This is a genomic window from Nocardiopsis camelliae, from assembly GCF_028993595.1.
Lineage (GTDB): Bacteria > Actinomycetota > Actinomycetes > Streptosporangiales > Streptosporangiaceae > Nocardiopsis > Nocardiopsis dassonvillei.
The window spans coordinates 2,854,689-2,872,640 of record NZ_CP118614.1; the positions used below are offsets into that span (position 1 = coordinate 2,854,689).

Sequence of the window (17,952 nt, forward strand, 5' to 3'; positions counted from 1 at the left end):
GGCGGTCGCCCTCGGGCATTCTTTGGCCTATTGGATAGGCCAATAGTCCTTTATTGCGGCGTGTTCGCCGGGTGGACGCCGTCCTGGTCACCGCCGCCGGGGAAGACGGCCGTCCGATGTGGCCAAACTCGCGTGGAACGGGGGTCGGGCGGTGCCGCCGGGCGTTTTTTGTGGGGTTCCCACAACGCATCGCCTTCGCTATGCGTGGTTCGGCCCATTGGTGTACCCGGCGGTAATCGACCAGGGTAGAAAGGGTAGGTGCAGGCGACGCTCCGAGACCCGGACGTCGCCTTCTGCGCGTGGTACTTGGGAGGCTCAACCGGTGTTCAGTCGTGTCGCCATCGTCAACCGTGGAGAGGCCGCTATGCGGCTCATCCACGCTGTCCGGGACCTCTCAGCGGAAACCGGCGCGCGGATCGAGACGGTGGCCCTCCACACCGACGCCGACCGCGACGCCACCTTCGTCCGCGAGGCCGACGTCGCCTACCCGCTCGGTCCCGCCTCGGCCCGCCCCTACCTCGACCACGCCGTACTGGAGCGCGCCCTGATCCGGACCGGCGCCGACGCGGCGTGGGTGGGCTGGGGCTTCGTCGCCGAGGACCCGGCCTTCGCCGAGCTGTGCGAGAGGATCGGCGTCACCTTCGTCGGTCCCAGCGCCGAGGCCATGCGCAAGCTCGGCGACAAGATCGGCGCCAAGCTGATCGCCGAGGAGGTCGGCGTCCCGGTCGCGCCGTGGAGCCGCGGCGAGGTCGCCACCCTGGAGGAGGCGCTGCGCGCCGGTGAGGAGATCGGCTACCCGCTGATGCTCAAGGCGACCGCGGGCGGCGGCGGTCGCGGTATCCGCATGGTCGCCTCGGGCGAGGACCTGGCCGAGGCCTACGAGCGCACCAGCCAGGAGGCGCTGCGCGCCTTCGGCTCCGGTGTGGTCTTCCTGGAGCGCCTGGTCACCGGCGCCCGCCACGTCGAGGTCCAGATCATCGCCGACGGGCAGGGCACGGCGTGGGCGCTGGGCGTGCGCGACTGCTCGGTGCAGCGGCGCAACCAGAAGATCATCGAGGAGTCGGCCTCCCCGGTCCTGGACGCGGAGCAGACCGCGCACCTGAAGGCGTCGGCCGAGCGGCTGGCGCTGGCCGTGGACTACCGCGGCGCGGGCACCGTCGAGTTCCTGTACCACCCGGGCGAGAAGCTGTTCGCGTTCCTGGAGGTCAACACCCGCCTCCAGGTCGAGCACCCGATCACCGAGATCACCACCGGCACCGACCTGGTCCGGCTGCAGCTGCACGTGGCCGCCGGCGGGAGGCTGGAGGGCCCCCAGCCGGTCGAGTCCGGCCACGCCGTCGAGGCCCGGCTCAACGCCGAGGACCCCGACCGCGACTTCGCGCCCGCCCCGGGCCGCATCGCGCGCCTGTCCCTGCCCACCGGTCCGGGCGTGCGCGTGGACACCGGTGTGCGCGAGGGCAACACCATCCCGGCCGACTTCGACTCGATGATCGCCAAGGTCATCGCCTACGGCCGCGACCGCGAGCAGGCGCTGGGCAGGCTGCGCCGCGCGATGGCCGAGACCACGGTGATCATCGAGGGCGGCGCGACCAACAAGAGCTTCGTGCTCGACCTGCTCGACCAGCCCGAGGTGATCGACGCCAGCGCCGACACCGGCTGGATCGACCGCGTGCGCGCCCAGGGGCGCCTGGTCAGCCACCGCCACTCCGCGGTGGCGCTGGCCGCGGCCGCGATCGAGGCCTACCAGGACGAGGAGGAGGTCAGCCGTCAGCGGCTGCTGTCCACCGCGCACGGCGGCCGCCCGCAGGTGCAGCACGAGAGCGGCCGTCCGCTGGATCTGAAGCTGCGCGGCGTGGGCTACCGGGTGAGCGTGGCCCGCGTCGGGCACCGGCGGTTCCGCGTCGGCGTCTCCGGGGGCGGCGACGTGCACCCGGCGGACGTGGAGGTCGAGCGCTTCGACGCGCACAGCGGCCAGATCGTGGTCAACGGCCACCGGTTCCGGTTGGTGTCGGCCACGCACGGGCCGGTGCACCTGGTCGAGGTGGACGGTGTCACGCACCGGATCAGCCGCGACGAGGGCGGTGTGCTGCGCTCCCCGGCGCCCGCCCTGGTGGTGGCGACGCCGTTGTCGGTGGGCGACGAGGTCGAGTCCGGCGCGCCCGTCCTGGTGCTGGAGAGCATGAAGATGGAGACGGTGCTGCGCGCGCCGTTCCGCGCCCGGGTGCGCGAGTGCCCGGTGTCGGTGGGCAGCCAGGTCGAGACCGGTGCGCCGCTGATGCGGTTGGAGCCGCTGTCCGACGGGGACGCCGAGGAGACGGAGTCGGGCACGGAGGCCGTGGCGATCGAGCTGCCCGAGGAGGCCGGTGAGGCGTCCGCGGCCGAGCGCGTGGAGCGCGGTCTTCAGGACCTGCGCGGTCTGCTGCTGGGCTTCGACGCCGACCCGCACGACCGCGGGCGGGTGCTGGCCGACTACCTGGCCGCCCGCGCCGAGCTGGGCGGGCGTCCGGTCGAGGGCGAGCTGGACCTGTTCACCGTGTTCGCCGACCTGTGCGAGCTGAGCCGCAACAAGCCGGGCGGGGAGCCCGACACCGAGCCGCACAGTTCGGTGCACAGCCCGCGCGAGTTCTTCCACAGCTACCTGCAGAGCCTGGACGTGGAGCGCGCCGGGGTGAGCGAGGGCTTCCAGGCCAAGCTCACCCGGGTCCTGGCCCACTACGGGGTCGCCGACCTGGACCGCACGCCGGAGCTGGAGGCCGCGGTCTTCCGGATCTTCCTGGCCCAGCAGAACACGGGCGCCGCGCTGGCGATCGTGTCGGAGCTGCTGCGCCGCTGGCTGGCGGGCGGGCCGCCCGCGGAGGCGCTCAGCGAGCGCGCCGGGCTGGCCCTGGAGCACCTGGTGGAGGCCACGCAGGTGCGCTTCCCCACGGTGTCGGACCTGGCCCGCGGTGTGGTCTTCCGCTGGTTCGCCCAGCCGCTGCTGCGCCGCAACCGGGCCCGGGTCTACGCCGCGGTGCGCGACGACCTGCGCCACCTGGACCGCAACCCGGACGCGCCGGACCGGGCGGAGCGGATCCAGTCCATGGTGGCCAGCGCCGAGCCGCTGGTGCGGCTGGTCGGCCAGCGCATGGGGCGGGCCGGACGCGACCACGCCCCGCTGCTGGAGGTGCTGACCCGCCGCTACTACGGCAACCGCGGGCTGTCCGGGGTCGCCGCGCGCGAGGTCGGGGGCTGCCGGTTCGTCACCGCCGACCACAACGGCGCGGGCGGCCTGACGCGCGTGGTCACGACCGCCGTGGACATCGCCGCGCTGCCCGGCGCCGTCGGCGCGGTCGGTGAGCTGGCCGCCGACGTGGCCGAGCACGGCCTGGTGGCCGACCTCTACCTCACCTGGGAGGACCAGCCCGACGCCGACGCGATGGCGGTGCGGCTCGGCGGGCTCCTGGCCGAGCACCCGCTGCCCGCGGGCGTGCGCCGGGTCACCGCCACCGTCGCCGGTACCAGCGGCGCGGTGATGCACCACCACTTCACCTTCCGGCCCGAGGGCGACGGCTTCGCCGAGGACCGGCTGATCCGGGGCCTGCACCCGCAGATCGCGCGGCGCCTGCAGTTGCAGCGCCTGCGCGAGTTCGACCTGACCCGGCTGCCGTCGGCCGACGAGGAGATCTACCTGTTCCGGGCGGTGGCCAAGAGCAACCCGGCCGACGAGCGCCTCTTCGCGATGGGCCAGGTCCGCGACCTGACGCCGCTGCGCGAGGCGGACGGGCGCCTGGTCGCGCTGCCCGCGTTGGAGGACACGGTCACCGGGTGCCTGGACGCGATCCGCAACATCCAGGCGCAGCGCCCGCAGAACCGGCGCTTCGACACCAACCGCATCATGATGTACGTGTGGCCGGCGACCGAGCTGACCCCCGAGGAGCTGGAGACGCTGGTCCAGCGGCTGCTGCCGACCACGGCCGGGGCGGGGCTGGAGGAGGTCCAGTTCCTGGCCCGCCAGCGCACCTCCTCCGGTGAGCTGACCGAGGTCGCGGTGCGCATCAGCCTGGACCAGGGCCAGGACGCGCAGGTCCACGTCGAGGAGCCCTCGACGGAGCCGGTGCTGCCGCTGGACGACTACCGCCAGAAGGTGCTGCGCGCGGCCCGGCGCGGGACCGTCTACCCCTACGAGCTGACCGGTCTGCTGTCGGGCCCGGGCGGCGGTTTCACCGAGTACGACCTGGACGACAACGGCGTGCTGGTCCCGGTGGACCGGCCGCGCGGGCACAACTCCGCGGCGATCGTGGCCGGTGTGGTCACCACGCCGACCGTGCGCCACCCCGAGGGGGTCACGCGCGTGGTGCTGCTGGGCGACCCGACCAAGGCGCTGGGCGCGCTCTCGGAGCCCGAGTGCTCGCGGGTGATCGCGGCGCTGGACCTGGCCGAGTCGATGCGGGTGCCGCTGGAGTGGTTCGCGCTGTCGGCGGGCGCGCGGATCTCGATGTCCTCGGGCACCGAGAATATGGACTGGGTCGCGGCCGCGCTCAAGCGGATCGTGGAGTTCACCCAGGACGGCGGCGAGATCAACGTCGTGGTCGCGGGCATCAACGTCGGCGCCCAGCCGTACTGGAACGCCGAGGCGACGATGCTCATGCACACCAAGGGCGTCCTGGTGATGACGCCGGACTCGGCGATGGTGCTCACCGGCAAGCAGTCGCTGGACTTCTCCGGCGGTGTGTCGGCCGAGGACAACTTCGGCATCGGCGGCTACGACCGGGTGATGGGCCCCAACGGGCAGGCGCAGTACTGGGCGCCGAACCTGGCCTCGGCCCGCGAGATCCTCATGGCGCACTACGACCACACCTACGTCGTGCCGGGGGAGGAGGCGCCGCGCCGGGCCAGGACCCTGGACCCGGTCGACCGCGACGTCTCGCCGTTCCCGCACGCGGTGGCGGGCAGCGACTTCGCCACCGTCGGCGAGATCTTCTCCGCCGAGCACAACCCGGACCGCAAGAAGCCCTTCGACATCCGCACGGTGATGCGTGCGCTCTCGGACCAGGACCACGCGGTGCTGGAGCGCTGGGCGGGCATGGCCGACGCCGACACGGCGGCGGTGCAGGACGCGCACATCGGCGGCTGGCCGGTGTGCCTGGTGGGGATCGAGTCGCGGTCGGTGCCGCGGCACGGCTTCCCGCCCACCGACGGCCCCGACACCTACACCGCGGGCACGCTGTTCCCGCGTTCGTCCAAGAAGGTGGCGCGGGCGATCAACGCGGCGTCGGGCAACCGGCCGCTGGTGGTGCTGGCGAACCTGTCGGGGTTCGACGGCTCGCCGGAGTCGCTGCGCAAGCTCCAGCTGGAGTACGGGGCCGAGATCGGGCGGGCGATCGTCAACTTCGACGGCCCGATCGTGTTCTGCGTGATCTCGCGGTACCACGGCGGCGCGTTCGTGGTGTTCTCCAAGGCGCTCAACCCGAACATGACGGTGCTCGCGCTGGAGGGGTCGTTCGCCTCGGTGCTGGGCGGGGCCCCGGCGGCGGCCGTGGTGTTCGCCGGTGAGGTCAACACGCGTACCGCGAGCGACCCGCGGGTGACCGGGCTCCAAGAGCAGGTGTCGGCGGCCAGCGGCGCCGAGCGGGCCGCGCTCAACGCCCGGTTGGCCGAGACGCAGTCCTCGGTGCGGGCGGAGAAGCTCGGCGAGGTCGCCGCGGAGTTCGACCGGGTGCACAGCATCCAGCGCGCGGTCGAGGTGGGTTCGGTGGACGCGATCATCAGCGCCGCCGAGATGCGGCCGCGCATCATCGAGGCGATCGAGCACGGCATGAAGCGCTAAGCGCTGAGGCCAGCGGGGCGGGGGTACGGCGGCAGGCCGCGGCCCCGCCCCGTTCGCGTGCGCCGGGGGGTGGGCGGCGGGTCCGCCTCCGGCGTGTGGGAGGACGGGGCCGACCACCACGGGCACCGGTCGGCGGAGCCGCCGGTGTGCGGGCGGCCCGGGCTGACGGGCGCAAGCGCCGGTCGGCCCGGGCCGCCCCGTCCGTGCGGTCAGCGGATCTTCTCGCCGTACACGTGGTCCACGGGCATGGTCATGAGCACCCTGCGGTCGGAGACCATGACCGACCGGTACTCCTCCCAGTCGGGGTGCTCGCCGGCGGCGAGGCGGTAGTAGTCCACCAGCGCCTCGACATCGGGGCCGTGCGGGTCGGTGCCCGGCCCGGTGAGGGTGGCCACGCCCTCGGCGGTGGCCCATGCCCAGCCGTCGGCACTGGTGACCTGGAGCGTGGCGCGCGGGTCGCGGCGCAGGTTGGCGGTCTTGGCCCGGCCCTCGGTCATGGAGACGTGGAGGAGGTCGGTCTCGGCGTCGTAGAAGGGCTGTACGGGGGAGAGCTGGGGGCGGCCGTCCGCCTTGATGGTGGCCAGGACGCCGAGCCTGCTCCGGGCGAGCAGTGCGCGCGGGTCGAACGTCGTCTCGGTCATCTCCGGAAAACCCCTCTCAGCCGGGTGCTGGTGGTGCGGGGCCGTGTGCGGCCGGTCACGAGCCTATCCCCGGGAGCGCGCGACGGCGCGGTCCTCACCGCGTGGCCCCTGTGCGCCTTCCGGCGGCGAAGGGCCGAGGGGGCCTTGATAGTCTGCCGGGGCCAGTCGTACCACGTACGTGGTCAGGGAATCCGGTGCGAATCCGGAACTGACGCGCAGCGGTGAGGGGGACGGGCGGGGTACTCACGCCACTGGGGCGGAGGCCGCGGAGACCACGGCGTCGAGGCGGCACCGACCTGGGAAGGCATCCCGTCCGGACGAACCCGAGTCCGAAGACCTGCTGGCCCCTCCGCGTCGAGTGCGCGGAGGCGTCCCGTGCCAGGCTCCGCGTTCGAGCCCCGACATCCAAGGCATGCCCATGCTGCGTCGCGCCCCGCGCCCCCTTCCCCTCCTGCTCGCCTCCGCCCTGCTGCTCACCGCCTGCGCCCCCTCCCCGGAAGGGGGGAGCGGTGAGGGGGAGGCCGCCGCCGGCGCCCGTACGGTCGACAACTGCGGGCACCGGGTGGGCGTCGACGCCCCGCCCGAGCGCGTCGTCTCCCTCAACCAGGGCAGTACCGAGATCCTGCTCTCCCTGGGGCTGGCGGACCGCCTCGTCGGCACCGCCACCTGGACCGATCCGATCATGGAGGGGCTGGAGGAGGCCAACGGGGGCATCCCCCGCCTGGCTGACAACGCCCCCTCCTTCGAGGTGGTCCTGGACGCCGAACCGGACTTCGTGACCGCCTCCTTCGTCTCCACGCTCGGCACGGGCGGTGTCGCCACCCGCGAGCAGTTCGAGGATCTGGGCGTGCCCACCTACGTCTCCCCGACCGACTGCGCCACCGGCAAGGACAACGACAGCGGGGGGGACGGCTCGCGCAGCGAACCCCTCACCCTCGACGCCGTGTACGGCGAGATCCGCGACCTGGCCCTGCTGTTCGGGGTCGAGGAACGCGGGGAGGAGCTGGTCGCCGAACTGGAGGGGCGGGTGGCGGCGGCCACCTCGGACCTGGACGCCTCCGGCGTCTCCCTCATGTACTGGTTCGCCAACTCCCAGTCGCCCTACCTCGCGGGCTGCTGCGGCGCCCCCGGCGCCATCACCCGCGCGGTCGGCGCGCGCAACGCCTTCGACGACACCCACGACGAGTGGCCCCAGATCAACTGGGAGACCGTCGCCGACCGCGACCCCGACGTCATCGTCCTCGGCGACCTGACCCGCGACTCCCAGACCGCGGAGTCCGCCGACGCCAAGATCGCGTTCCTGGAGTCCAACCCCGCCACGAGCAACCTCACCGCCGTGCGCGAGGAACGCTACGTCCTGCTCAGCGGCCAGGCCATGAACCCCTCGATCCGCACGGTCGAGGGGATCGAGCAGGTCGCCGGGGGTCTGCGCGGCCTCGGGCTCGGCCGGTGAGCGGTGCGCGTCTGGCGCTGCTCTCCTGCGGTGGACTGGTGCTCCTGGCCGTGTCGGTCTCGGTGGCGGTGACCATCGGCCCCGCCGACATCACCACGGCCGAGGTCTGGAGGTCGGTCGCCGCGCGGCTGGGGTTCGGGGAGAGCGGCCTGTCGCCGCTGCGCGAGGGCATCGTGTGGGACCTGCGCATGCCCCGCACCCTGCTCGCCGCGGTGTGCGGGGCGGGGCTGGCGCTGTGCGGGGCGGTCATGCAGTCCCTGCTGCGCAACCCGCTGGCGGACCCCTTCGTGCTCGGGGTGTCCTCGGGGGCCTCCACCGGTGCGGTCGCCGTGCTGGTGCTGGGCTGGGGCGGCGCGGTGGTGTCGCTGTCGGCGGGCGCCTTCGTCGGCGCCCTGCTCTCCTTCGGGCTGGTGGTGCTGCTCGCGCACACCCTGGGCGCGAGCATGGACCGCGTGGTGCTGTCGGGGGTGGCGGCCATGCAGCTGTTCTCGGCGCTGACCTCGTTCATCGTGCTGACCTCGGCCGACGCCGAGACCACGCGCGGGGTGCTGTTCTGGCTGCTGGGCTCCCTCAGCGGCGCCGGGTGGGACGACGTGGTGCTGTGCGCGGCGGTGCTGGCCGGTGTGCTCGCCGTGTGCCTGGCGCACACCACCACCCTGGACGCGTTCGCCTTCGGTGAGGAGGCCGCGGCGAACCTGGGCGTGCGGGTGGCCCGCGCCCGCATGGTGCTGCTGTGCGCCACCGCGCTGCTCACCGCGGCCCTGGTCAGCGCGGCCGGGGCGATCGGCTTCGTGGGGCTGGTCCTGCCGCACGCGGCCCGCGCGCTCACCGGTGCGGCCCACGCCAGGCTCCTGCCGGTCACCGCGCTGGCGGGCGCCGTCTTCCTGGTGTGGGTGGACACGGTCGCCCGCACCGCGCTGGACCCCCAGGAGATCCCGGTGGGGGTGGTGACCTCCCTCATCGGGGTGCCCGCCTTCGTCGCCGTGCTCTACCGTGCGAGGAGGCACACGTGACCCAATCCGACCAGGCGGTGGCGCGCGGCCGCGACGGCGCGTCCTCCGCGACGGCACGGGGGACGGACGCCGCGCCCGAGGTGCTCGGCGCGGGTGCTCCGCCCGCCCGCCCGGCGCTCACGACCGACGGCCCGCGGCCCGGGGAAGGGGGGCGGACGCGGCGCGGCGGGCCCGGCGCCACCGGGCTGCGCGCCGAACGGGTGAGCCGCCTGATCGGCGGAGGGCTCGTCCTGGACGGCGTCACCCTGGCTCCGCGCCCCGGTGAGACCGTCGGCCTGCTCGGCCCCAACGGTTCGGGCAAGTCCACGCTGCTGCGGCTGCTCTCCGGTGTCCTGGCGCCCTCCGCGGGCGTGGTCGCCCTCGACGGCGAGCCGATCGGCCGGACCGCGCGCCGGGCGGTGGCGCGGCGCGTGGCCGCCGTCGAACAGAACGCGCACACCCAGACCGAGCTGTCCGTCCGCGACGTGGTGGCCCTGGGGCGCGTCCCCCACCGCCGTGCCTGGACGCCCATGTCCACGGCCGACGCGGACGCCGTCACGGCGGCACTGGAGCGCACCGGCCTGACCGCCACCGCCGACCGGTCCTGGCACACGCTCTCCGGCGGTGAGCGCCAGCGCGCCCAGATCGCCCGCGCCCTGGCCCAGGAGCCGAGCGAACTGCTGCTCGACGAGCCGACCAACCACCTCGACATCCAGTACCAGCTCGACCTCATGGAACTGGTCGCGGGCCTGCCGGTCACCACCGTCATCGCCATGCACGACCTCAACCTGGCCGCGATGTACTGCGATCGGCTGCTGGTGCTGCGCGGCGGGCGCGTCGTCGCCGAGGGCGCGCCCCCGCGGGTCCTGACCCCCGCCCTCATCGAGGAGGTCTACGGGGTCCGGGCCGAGGTCGAGACCGGACCCGGGCACCCGGTGATCCGCTTCCTGAGACGCGGTGCCGCGCCGCCGCGCCACCGTGACGCCCCCGCCGCCGAGACGCGGGCAACCCCCGGACCCGAGCGGTCCGACCGACGACGGAACACCAACCCCGAGGGAGGCATCCGGCCATGACGGTACGGATCGCACTGCTGTCCACCTCCGACACCGACCTGCTCTCCGCGCGGGCCAGCGACCGCGCGTACGCGTGGGCCAACCCCTCCCGCGCCTCCGACACCGAACTCACCGGCGTCGTCGAGGGCGCCGACCTGGTGGTGGTGCGGCTGCTCGGCTCCCCGCACGACCTGTGGCCGGGCCTGGCCGCCGTCCGGGAGCGGGGCACGCCGCTGGTCGTCCTGGGCGGCGAGCAGCAGCCCAGCGCCGAACTCATGGAGCACTCCACCGTCCCGATCGGCCTGGCGGCCGACGCCCACCGCTACCTGGCCGAGGGGGGTCCGGCCAACCTCGCGCGCCTGCACGCCTTCCTGTCCGACACCGTGCTGCTGACCGGCGAGGGGTTCGAGGCGCCCGCGCCCGTCCCGCTGTGGGGCTTCGCAGAACGCGACCGGCCTCAGGACCCCGGCCTTCCGAAGGTGGGCGTCCTCTACTACCGGGCGCACGAGGCGGGCGGCAACACCGCCTTCGCGCACGCCCTGGCCGACGCCGTCGACGCCACCGGGCAGGCCGTGGGCGTGCCCGTGTTCGCCGGGTCGCTGCGCTCGGCGCCCGACGAGCTCTACGAGGCGCTCGGCGGCTTCGACGCCCTGGTGGTCACCGTCCTGGCGGCGGGCGGCAGCGTTCCCGCGTCCGCGAGCGCGGGCGGGGACGACGAGGCGTGGGACGTGGAGCGGATGGCGGCCCTGGACGTCCCCGTCCTCCAGGGGCTGTGCCTGACGAGCCCGCGCGCCGACTGGGAGGCCTCCGACGACGGCGTCACCCCGCTGGACTCGGCGAGCCAGATCGCCATCCCCGAGTTCGACGGCCGCATCATCACCGTCCCCTTCTCCTTCAAGGAGATCGACCGCGACGGCCTGCCCCGCTACGTCGCCGACCCCGAGCGCTGCGCCCGCCTGGCCGGGATCGCGGTCGCCCACGCCCGGCTGCGGCACGTGCCCACCGCCGACAAGCGTGTCGCCGTCGTCCTGTCCGCCTACCCCACCAAGCACTCGCGCATCGGCAACGCCGTCGGGCTCGACACGCCCCGCTCGCTGGTGCGCCTGCTGCGCCGGATGCGCGCCGAGGGCTACGACCTGGGCGGGCCCGACGCCCTGCCCGGCCTGGACCTGCCCGACGAGACCGAGGCCGGGGACGCGCTGATCCACGCCCTGATCGCGGCGGGCGGCCAGGACGAGGACTGGCTGACCTCCGTGCAGCTGACCGACGCCCAGGTGCGCATCACCCCCGAGGAGTACGCCGCCTGGACCGGGGGCCTGCCCGCCCCGCTGAGGGAGGCGATGACCGAGGCGTGGGGCGCCGCGCCCGGCAACCTCTACGTCAACGACGCGGGCGAGCTGGTCCTGGCCGCGATGCGCGCGGGCAACGTCGTCGTCCTGGTCCAGCCACCGCGCGGCTTCGGCGAGAACCCGATCGCCATCTACCACGACCCCGACCTGCCCCCCAGCCACCACTACCTGGCCGCCTACCGGTGGCTGGAGCACGGCTTCGGCGCCCACGCCGTCGTCCACCTGGGCAAGCACGGCTCGCTGGAGTGGCTGCCCGGCAAGAACGCCGCGCTCTCGGCCGCCTGCGCCACCGACGCGGTGCTCGGCGACCTGCCGCTCGTCTACCCGTTCCTGGTCAACGACCCGGGCGAGGGCGCCCAGGCCAAGCGCCGCGCCCACGCCACGGTCGTGGACCACCTCATCCCGCCGATGGCCCGCGCCGAGTCCTACGGCGACATCGCCCGCCTGGAGCAGCTGCTCGACGAGCACGCCAACATCGCGGCCATGGACCCGGCCAAGCTGCCCGCGGTGCGCGGCGAGATCTGGTCGCTGATGCGCGCGGCCGAGATGCACCGCGACCTCGGCCTGGAGGAGCGGCCCGACGACGAGGAGTTCGACGACTTCCTGCTCCACGTGGACGGCTGGCTGTGCGAGATCAAGGACGCGCAGATCCGCGACGGCCTGCACGTGCTCGGCGAGGCGCCCGGGGGTGAGGCCCGGGTGAACCTGGTCCTGGCCGTCCTGCGCGCCGCCCAGGTGTGGGGAGGTGTGGGGGCCGCGGTGCCCGGCCTGCGTTCGGCGCTGGGCCTGAAGGAGGACGCGCCCGCCGCCGAGGTCGACCAGGTGGAGGCCCTCGCCCGCGGACTCGTCGAGCGGATGGAGGCCGCCGACTGGGACCCGGCCGCCGCGTCCGGCCTGCACGACGACCCCGGGGTGCGCTCCGTCCTGGAGTTCGCCGCCGCGCAGGTGGCGCCCCGCCTGGCCCGCACCACCGACGAACTCGACCACGTCGTCCACGCCCTGGCGGGCGGCTTCGTCCCGGCGGGCCCCTCCGGCTCCCCGCTGCGCGGCCTGGTCAACGTGCTGCCGACCGGCCGCAACTTCTACACCGTCGACCCCCGCGCCGTCCCCTCCCGGCTGGCCTGGCAGACCGGGCAGGCGATGGCCGAGTCCCTGCTGCGCCGCCACCTGGAGGAGACCGGGACCTACCCCGAGTCGGTGGGCCTGTCGGTGTGGGGCACGTCGGCGATGCGCACCTCCGGCGACGACGTGGCCGAGGTGCTGGCGCTGCTGGGCGTGCGCCCGGAGTGGGACGAGGCCTCGCGCCGGGTCTCGCGGCTGGACGTGGTGCCGCTGGAGGAGCTGGGCCGCCCGCGCGTGGACGTCACGGTGCGCATCTCCGGCTTCTTCCGCGACGCCTTCCCGCACGTGGTCGCCATGCTCGACGACGCCGTGAACCTGGTGGCCGACCTGGACGAGCCCGAGGAGAGCAACTTCGTGCGCGCCCACACCCGCGCCGACCTGGCCGAGCACGGCGACCGGCGCCGCGCCACCACCCGGATCTTCGGTTCCGCGCCCGGCTCCTACGGCGCGGGCATCCTCCAGGTGGTGGAGTCGGGCACCTGGCGCGACGACCGCGACCTGGCCGAGGTCTACACGGCCTGGGGCGGCTTCGCCTACGGGCGGGGCCTGGACGGCGTGGCGGCGGCCGACGACATGCGCGCCAACTACCGGCGGATCAAGGTCGCGGCCAAGAACGTGGACAGCGCCGAGCACGACATCGCCGACTCCGACGACTACTTCCAGTACCACGGCGGCATGATCGCCACCGTCCGCGCCCTCACCGGCGCCGACCCCAAGGCCTACGTCGGCGACTCCACCTCGCCCGACGCGGTGCGCACCCGCACCCTGGCCGAGGAGACCGCCCGCGTGTTCCGTGCCCGGGTGGTCAACCCGCGCTGGATCTCGGCCATGCGCCGCCACGGCTACAAGGGCGCCTTCGAGCTGGCCGCCACGGTCGACTACCTCTTCGGCTTCGACGCCACGGCCGGTGTCGTCCACGACTGGATGTACGACAAGCTCGCCGCCGAGTACGTGCTGGACGCCGAAACCCAGGAGTTCCTGCGCCGCTCCAACCCGTGGGCGCTGCACGGTATCGTCGAGCGGCTGCACGAGGCCGCCCGGCGCGGTCTGTGGGCCGAGCCGGACCCGGCGACGATGGAGGCCCTCCAGGAGGTCTACCTGGAGGTCGAGGGAGACCTGGAGGACCGCTCCGAATGAGGGTGCGCATCCTGGGCATCGGCATGGGGCCGCGGCACGTGACCCCCGAGGTCGCCGACGCGCTGCGCGGCTGCGACTACGCGGTGGCCGCCCGAAAACGCGGGGACGACGGGCTGCTGGCCCTGCGCCGGGCCGTGTGCGAGGCGCACGGCGTGCCGCTGGTCGCGGTGCCCGACCCCGAGCGCGACCGCGACGACCCGGCGGACTACGCGGCCGCGGTGGCCGCCTGGCACGAGGCGCGGGTCGCCGCCTACGAGCGGGTGCTGGGCGAACGCGGCGGTACCGCGGCGTTCCTGGTCTGGGGCGACCCGGGTCTGTACGACTCCACGCTGCGGATCGTGGAACGGATCGCCGAGCGGGGGGCCGTCGCGGTGGAGTACGACGTGCTCCCCGGCGTCAGCGCCCCCCAGCTCCTCGCGGCGCGGCACCGGATCGTGCTGCACGAGGTGGGCCGTCCGGTGCATGTGACCCCCGCGCGCCTGCTGGGAGAGGCGGTGGCGGCGGGGCAGGACAACATCGTGGTCATGCTCGGCGGCCAGACCGTGCTCGGGGGCGAGCTCGCGTTCGGGGAGCTGAGGGATTGGACGGTCTGGTGGGGCGCCAACCTGGGCACCGACACCGAGGAGCTGGTCGCCGGGCGGGTCGGCGCGGCCCAGCTCGAGATCGCCGCGCGCCGCAGGAGGGCCAGGGCGCGGGCGGGCTGGGTGATGGACGTGGCGCTGCTGAGGAGGCCGAAGTGAACGGAACCGGGCCGGGGGCTCCGTTCGGGGGCGGTGGCCCGTCTCCGCGCGGAGCGGCCCCGTCGGACGAGGGCACGCGACGAGGAGGGGAGGGCCGCGTGCGGAGCGCGTCCGTTGAGGGCGCCGCCGGGCCGCAGACCCCGGTGGGCCGCGGAGGAGGGCTGCTGGTCGCCGGGACCACCTCCGACGCGGGCAAGAGCGTGGTCACCACCGCCCTGTGCCGGGTCTTCGCGCGCCGCGGCGCGCGGGTCGCCCCCTACAAGGCGCAGAACATGTCCAACAACTCCATGGTCTGCCACGGCCCCGACGGCCGTCCGGCGGAGATCGGCCGCGCCCAGTGGGTGCAGGCCCTGGCCGCCCGTGCCGTGCCCGAGCCCGCCATGAACCCGGTGCTCCTCAAACCGGGCACCGACCGGCGCAGCCACGCCGTCCTGCTCGGCCATCCCGCCGGGGACGTCTCCTCGGCCGACTGGGAGGCGGGCCGCCGCCACCTGGCCCGGGCCGCGCACGCCGCCTACGACGACCTCGCCTCCCGCCACGACGTCGTCGTCGCCGAGGGCGCGGGCAGCCCCGCCGAGATCAACCTGCGGGCGGGCGACTACGTCAACATGGGCCTGGCCCGGCACGCGGGTCTACCCGTGGTGGTGGTCGGCGACATCGACCGGGGCGGCGTCTTCGCCGCGATGTACGGCACGGTGGGCCTGCTGGAGCCCGCCGACCAGGAGCTGGTCGCGGGCTTCGTGGTCAACAAGTTCCGCGGGGACCCCGGGCTGCTGCGGCCCGGCCTGGAGGACCTCGAACGGCTCACCGGCCGCCGGGTCTACGGCACCCTGCCGTGGGACCCGGGGCTGTGGCTGGACTCCGAGGACGCCCTGGACCTGGAGGGCCGCCGCACGCGCGGGGGAGAGGGACTGAGGGTGGCCGTGGTGCGCCTGCCCCGGATCAGCAACTTCACCGACGTGGACGCCCTCGGGCTGGAACCGGGCCTGGACGTCGTCTTCGCCTCCGGCCCGCGCGACGTGGCCGACGCCGACCTGGTCGTCCTGCCCGGTACCCGCTCCACCCTGGCCGACCTGGCCTGGCTGCGCTCGCGCGGGCTCGACCGGGCGATCGTCGAGCACGCCCGGCGCGGTCGGCCGCTGCTGGGGATCTGCGGCGGGTTCCAGATGCTCGGCCGCACCGTCACCGACGCCGACGGGGTCGAGGCCGGACCCGGGGCGCGCGCGGACGGCCTCGGGCTGCTGGACGCCCGGACCGACTTCACCGCGGACAAGACCCTGCGCCTGCCCTCGGGGGAGGCGCTCGGGGCGCCCGCGCACGGCTACGAGATCCACCACGGCCGGGTCACGGTCGGCGGCGGCGCGGAGGGTTTCCCGGGCGGTGCCCGCGCGGGCAACGTCTTCGGCACCATGTGGCACGGCAGCCTGGAGGGCGACGCCTTCCGCGCCGCCTTCCTGGCCGAGGCGCTGGGCTGCGCGCCCTCGGGGGTGCGCTTCGCCGCCGCCCGGGAGCGGCGCCTGGATCTGCTCGCCGACCTGGCGGAGGAGCACCTGGACGTGGACGCCCTGCTCGCCCTGGCCCGCGAGGGCGCCCCGGCGGGTCTGCCCGCGCTGGCCCCGGGGGCCCCGTCCGCCGCCCGTTCGCGGCGCGGGTCCGGGGCGGAGGTGTCCTGGTGAGGCTGCTGCTCTTGGGGGGAACGTCCGAGGCCCGTGAGCTGGCCGCCCTCCTGGTCGGGGCGGGCGTGGACGTGACCACGTCGCTGGCCGGTCGGGTGGCCCGGCCCCGCCTGCCGGTGGGCCGGGTCCGGATCGGCGGCTTCGGGGGAGTGCCGGGGCTGCGCGCGGCGCTGGCCTCCTACGACGCGGTGGTGGACGCCACCCACCCCTTCGCCCTGGGCATGACCGCCAACGCGGCGGCGGCCTGCACGGACCTTCCCCTGCTGCGGCTGGAGCGGCCGGGCTGGGACCCCGATCCGGCCTGGTGGTACGCCGCCACGCACGAGGAGGCGGCGGAGCGGGCCGCGGCGCTCGGGGAGCGCCCCTTCCTCACGGTGGGCCGCCAGGAACTCGCCCGCTTCGTGCCGAGGCTGGGGCGGCGGGCGGTCCTGGCCCGGGTGGTGGACGTCCCCGAGGCCGCGCTGCCCCGGACGTGGTCGCTGCTGACCAGCCGGGGGCCGTACACCCTCGACGGCGAACTGGACCTGATGGGCGGGCACCGCGCGGACGTGCTGGTCACCAAGGACTCCGGCGGCGCCTACACCTGGCCCAAGATGGAGGCCGCGCGGATGCTGGGCGTTCCGGTCGTGGTGGTGCGGCGCCCGCCGGGCCCGGCCGGTGTGCCCACCGTCCACGACGTGGCCGCGGCGTTCGCCTGGGCGACCGCCCTGGGGTGACGGTGGAGGTCCACCGGCCCGCCCTCTCCCCGCTGATCTCGTGCTCGTGGCGCGCCTCGGTGCTCCGGCCTCGCTACGAGTACGAGATCACCGCAGATCAGAACCCTCATGCCGCACCAGCACCGTTTTCGGCCAGTCCAACAGGACAGGCGGTTCGTCACGTGGCCCACAGCCGGGGACGCCCGCCGGGGACGTCCACGCCCTGACCCCGGAGATCGGTACCCGGAGCGCGCTGCGCCGAGCCTCGGACGAACGCGGAGCCCGCCGCGCGCGTCCGCTCCAGCGGGCTGGACGATGGCGAAGGTATCGCAGCTTCTCGCCCATGGATTCGTCCGGGCGGGTGCCGTTGAATCGCTTCCATGAGCAACGACACCACCCTCGTCCTCGGCGCCACCGGCAAGACCGGCCGACGGGTCGCCGCCCGACTGCGGCTGCGCGGCACGCGGGTGCGCACCGCCTCCCGGACCAGCCGGACCCGCTTCGACTGGTCGGACCCCGACGGCTGGGACGCGGCCCTGCGCGGCGCCACCGCCGTCTACGTCGTGCCCCCGACCGTGCCCGGACCCGTGCACGAGTTCGTAGCCAAGGCGGAGGAGGCCGGCGTGCGGCGGCTGGTCCTGCTCTCCGGGCGCGGCTCCGACACCTGGGGAGACTCCGCGTTCGGCCTGGACATGCGGTCGGCCGAGGAGGCCGTGCGGGGCTCGTCCCTGGAGTGGACCGTTCTGCGGCCGTCGAACTTCGACCAGAACTTCGACGAGGACCTCTTCCACGCCCCGCTGGTCGCGGGGGAGTTGGCGCTCCCGGCCGGCGCGGTTCCCGAGCCGTTCATCGACCTGGAGGACGTCGCCGACGTCGCGGCCGTGGTGCTGACCGAAACCGGTCGGCACGGGGGCCGGATCTACGAATTGACCGGACCGCGTGCGCTCACCTTCGGCGAGGCCGCCGAACTGGTCTCCCGGGCCTCCGGTCTGCCCATCGCCTACAAGCAGGTCTCCTCCGACGAGTACGTCGCGTCGCTGGTCGAGGAGGGCTGGGGCGAGGGCGACGCCCGCCACGTCGCCGAGATGTTCGTGTTGATGGAGCGCGGGGTCCTCGCCGGGACGACGGACGGTGTGGCCACCGTGCTGGGGCGCGCTCCACGCACCTTCGAGGACTACGTGGTCCGGGCCGCGGCGGCGGGAGCCTGGCGGCGGTGACCGTCCGGCGGCTCCGGGCCGGGACCGCCCGCGGAGGCGCCCGCCCCGGGTCCCCGGCCGGTTCGGGGGCGG

Annotated in this window: 10 protein-coding genes and 1 riboswitch; of the genes, 9 read left to right on the plus strand and 1 reads right to left on the minus strand. The window is 74.6% G+C overall.

Annotated features, from left to right (window positions below; translation table 11 throughout):
• Positions 1–322: 322 nt before the first annotated feature.
• Positions 323–5,806 carry an ATP-binding protein gene (locus tag PV789_RS12460; RefSeq protein ID WP_274977566.1) on the plus strand — a complete coding sequence of 1,828 codons (5,484 nt, stop codon included), beginning with the start codon at positions 323–325 and terminating at the stop codon, positions 5,804–5,806.
• Between the two features lie 209 nt (positions 5,807–6,015).
• On the opposite strand, the gene PV789_RS12465 is transcribed toward PV789_RS12460, so the two are convergent.
• On the minus strand, positions 6,016–6,447 hold the full coding sequence (locus PV789_RS12465) for a PPOX class F420-dependent oxidoreductase (protein WP_274977567.1): 432 nt from the start codon (positions 6,445–6,447) through the stop codon (positions 6,016–6,018).
• A gap of 145 nt (positions 6,448–6,592) precedes the next feature.
• Positions 6,593–6,806: riboswitch (cobalamin riboswitch) on the plus strand.
• 59 nt (positions 6,807–6,865) lie between these two features.
• Here PV789_RS12465 and PV789_RS12470 point away from each other — a divergent pair.
• From PV789_RS12470 to PV789_RS12505, 8 genes are all read left to right on the plus strand, one after another.
• A complete protein-coding gene (locus tag PV789_RS12470) occupies positions 6,866–7,900 on the plus strand; it encodes an ABC transporter substrate-binding protein (RefSeq protein ID WP_274978127.1) in 1,035 nt (344 codons plus the stop codon).
• Positions 7,897–8,913 carry a FecCD family ABC transporter permease gene (locus tag PV789_RS12475; RefSeq protein WP_274977568.1) on the plus strand — a complete coding sequence of 339 codons (1,017 nt, stop codon included), beginning with the start codon at positions 7,897–7,899 and terminating at the stop codon, positions 8,911–8,913. The genes PV789_RS12470 and PV789_RS12475 overlap by 4 nt, the downstream gene beginning before the upstream one ends.
• The gene (locus PV789_RS12480) at positions 8,910–9,965 is read left to right on the plus strand and encodes an ABC transporter ATP-binding protein (protein WP_368045826.1); all 1,056 of its coding nucleotides are present in this window, start codon (positions 8,910–8,912) and stop codon (positions 9,963–9,965) included. The genes PV789_RS12475 and PV789_RS12480 overlap by 4 nt, the downstream gene beginning before the upstream one ends.
• Positions 9,962–13,552: a cobaltochelatase subunit CobN gene (gene cobN, locus PV789_RS12485; RefSeq protein ID WP_274977569.1), complete on the plus strand. Its 3,591-nt coding sequence runs from the start codon at positions 9,962–9,964 to the stop codon at positions 13,550–13,552. Before PV789_RS12480 ends, cobN begins: the two co-directional genes overlap by 4 nt.
• Positions 13,549–14,292 carry a precorrin-6A synthase (deacetylating) gene (gene cobF / locus PV789_RS12490; protein ID WP_274977570.1) on the plus strand — a complete coding sequence of 248 codons (744 nt, stop codon included), beginning with the start codon at positions 13,549–13,551 and terminating at the stop codon, positions 14,290–14,292. Before cobN ends, cobF begins: the two co-directional genes overlap by 4 nt.
• Before the next feature lie 98 nt (positions 14,293–14,390).
• Entirely contained in the window at positions 14,391–15,968 is a 1,578-nt protein-coding gene (locus PV789_RS12495) for a cobyric acid synthase (RefSeq protein ID WP_274977571.1), read from the plus strand.
• Positions 15,965–16,684, plus strand: a complete 720-nt coding sequence (locus PV789_RS12500; RefSeq protein ID WP_274977572.1) for a cobalt-precorrin-6A reductase — start codon at positions 15,965–15,967, stop codon at positions 16,682–16,684. The genes PV789_RS12495 and PV789_RS12500 overlap by 4 nt, the downstream gene beginning before the upstream one ends.
• A 359-nt stretch (positions 16,685–17,043) precedes the next feature.
• Positions 17,044–17,880, plus strand: coding sequence for an NAD(P)H-binding protein (locus PV789_RS12505; RefSeq protein ID WP_274977573.1), 837 nt, complete (start codon positions 17,044–17,046; stop codon positions 17,878–17,880).
• Positions 17,881–17,952: the final 72 nt, after the last annotated feature.

Bases quoted from the DNA above. Each gene is read 5' to 3' on its own strand.
- PV789_RS12465 (WP_274977567.1), bottom strand. From the start codon at position 6,447: ATGACCGAGACGACGTTCGACCCGCGCGCACTGCTCGCCCGGAGCAGG.
- PV789_RS12505 (WP_274977573.1), top strand. From the start codon at position 17,044: ATGAGCAACGACACCACCCTCGTCCTCGGCGCCACCGGCAAGACCGGC.
- cobF (WP_274977570.1), top strand. From the start codon at position 13,549: ATGAGGGTGCGCATCCTGGGCATCGGCATGGGGCCGCGGCACGTGACC.
- cobN (WP_274977569.1), top strand. From the start codon at position 9,962: ATGACGGTACGGATCGCACTGCTGTCCACCTCCGACACCGACCTGCTC.
- PV789_RS12470 (WP_274978127.1), top strand. From the start codon at position 6,866: ATGCTGCGTCGCGCCCCGCGCCCCCTTCCCCTCCTGCTCGCCTCCGCC.